Below are 1,829 nucleotides of genomic sequence, written 5' to 3'. Positions count from 1 at the left end.
CTCCAGCACCAGCGTGACACGATGAGGGGCCTGGCCCGCGGCCCCGAGGTGGCGGGCCTGTTCGCCGGTGAGCAATTCGCCCGCGAGCCGGCGCAGCAACTGCTGGACGCCAAGCTGGATGCGCTGCGCGCCGCCGGCCCCGGCCTTGTCACGGCCTTTGCCGACTTCTTCGATTCGCTGGACACGGAGCAGCGCCAGGTGCTGCGCTTCATGATGCGACGCTTCGGCCGGCATGAGCGGCGAGACGCGGCGTGATGGATGTCCACTGCGGCAAGCAGCCCCGCGGCCGCTTTGTGCCGCACATCGACCGCAACCGCTGCGAGGGCAAGGGCGAATGCGTCGCCGTCTGTCCCTTCAACGTGTTCACCTTGGGCAAGCTGGCACCCGAGCAGCGCCAGTCCCTGAGCCTGTTCGGCAAGCTCCGGGGCATGGCCCACGGTTGGGAGCAGGCCTTCACGCCCAATGCCGCCGCCTGCGAAGCCTGCGGCCATTGCGTCAGCGCCTGTCCCGAGCGAGCCATCACCCTGGTGCGGGCCGAATAATCGCGACATGCACAGACTGCTGCTGATTGACGACGATGAGGCCCTGGCCGGGCCGCTGACGCAATACCTTGCCCGCTTCGACCTCCAGCTTGAGGCTGTCACGCGGCCCAGCATCGCGCTGACGCGGCTGGCGGCCGAGCGCTTCGACGCGTTGATCCTCGACGGCATGCTGCCCGAGATGGACGGCTTCGAGTTCTGCAAGCAGCTGCGCGCCAGCAGCGAGGCCTGGCGCGACATGCCGGTGCTGATGCTGACCGCGCGCGGCGATCTGACCGACCGGGTCGTCGGGCTGGAGCTGGGCGCCGACGACTACCTGCCCAAGCCCTTCGAGCCCCGCGAACTGGCGGCACGGCTGCAGACCATCCTGCGCCGCACGCGCTTTGTATCGGCGGCTGCCCCGAGCGTGGTTCAGTCTTCCGCCAAGCTGTGCTTCGAGGGCCTCGAGATCGACACCACGCGCCGCGAGGTGCTTTGCGCGAGTGGCTTGGTCGAGCTGACCGGCACCGAATACGAACTGCTCGTGATGCTGGCCCGCGAGCCGGGCAAGGTCTTCTCGCGCGACGACATCCTGAACCGGCTGCGTGGCCAGGAAGCCGAGCTGTTCACCCGGGCCGTCGACATCCTGGTGAGCCGCCTGCGCCGCAAGCTTGAGCCGCTGGTGGCCCTGAAGACCCTGCGCAACGCCGGCTATTGCTTCGCATTGCCCAGCAAATGATGAAGCCGCACGCCTACGACCACCGCTGGCGCGAGCGCTGGGAACGCAAGCGGGCCAAGCGCGCCCGGCGCATGAACCGCGACTGGGAATACCGCTGGCGTGTGCGCCATCGCTGGCACCAGCGCTGGCATCACCAGCACAAGCGCTTCAAGCATTCGCTCGGTGCGCGGCTGATCGCCATCTTCATCCTGCTAGCCTGCATCAGCAGCACCATTCTGTGGATGTCGATGGGCAGCGCCTACAGCCTGCTTTGGGCCGTGCCGGCGCTATTCGTGGTTACGGGCCTGGCCTTCGGCATGATCCGCCACATGGTCTGGCCGCTGCATGCGCTGGCCATCGGCGCCGAGGCCTTCCGTCGCGGTGAGTTCTCGCACCGTGTGCCCGTGATCCACAGCGACGAGATCGGTGACCTGGCACTGCGTTTCAACCAGATGGCCGCCGACATCCAGGCCATGCTGGACGGCAAGCGCGCCTTGCTGCTGGCCATGAGCCACGAGCTGCGCAGCCCGCTGACGCGCGCGCGCCTGCACGCCGAGATGGTGGGCGAGGGCGAGTCACGCGACGCGCTGCTG

3 protein-coding genes and 1 pseudogene are annotated in these 1,829 nt (G+C 68.2%); all 4 read left to right on the top strand.

All coding sequences use genetic code 11. The features are described 5' to 3' along the window. Nucleotides 1-255: pseudogene (locus AC1DU6_RS29700) on the top strand (Spy/CpxP family protein refolding chaperone); the annotation flags it as partial. Then, entirely contained in the window at nt 255-542 is a 288-nt protein-coding gene (locus tag AC1DU6_RS29695) for a 4Fe-4S binding protein (RefSeq protein ID WP_457323155.1), read from the top strand. The pseudogene AC1DU6_RS29700 and the gene AC1DU6_RS29695, both read left to right, overlap by 1 nt. A 7-nt stretch (nt 543-549) precedes the next feature. Continuing rightward, nucleotides 550-1,257 carry a response regulator transcription factor gene (locus AC1DU6_RS29690; protein WP_457323154.1) on the top strand — a complete coding sequence of 236 codons (708 nt, stop codon included), beginning with the start codon at nt 550-552 and terminating at the stop codon, nt 1,255-1,257. Further along, on the top strand, nt 1,254-1,829 hold a 576-nt coding region (locus AC1DU6_RS29685), incomplete at its 3' end, for a HAMP domain-containing protein (protein ID WP_477861601.1). The genes AC1DU6_RS29690 and AC1DU6_RS29685, both read left to right, overlap by 4 nt.

Source organism: Roseateles sp. P5_B10, assembly GCF_056400485.1.
Note: the sequence above shows the minus strand (reverse complement) of the source record. Positions and strands in the feature narration are given on the sequence as shown.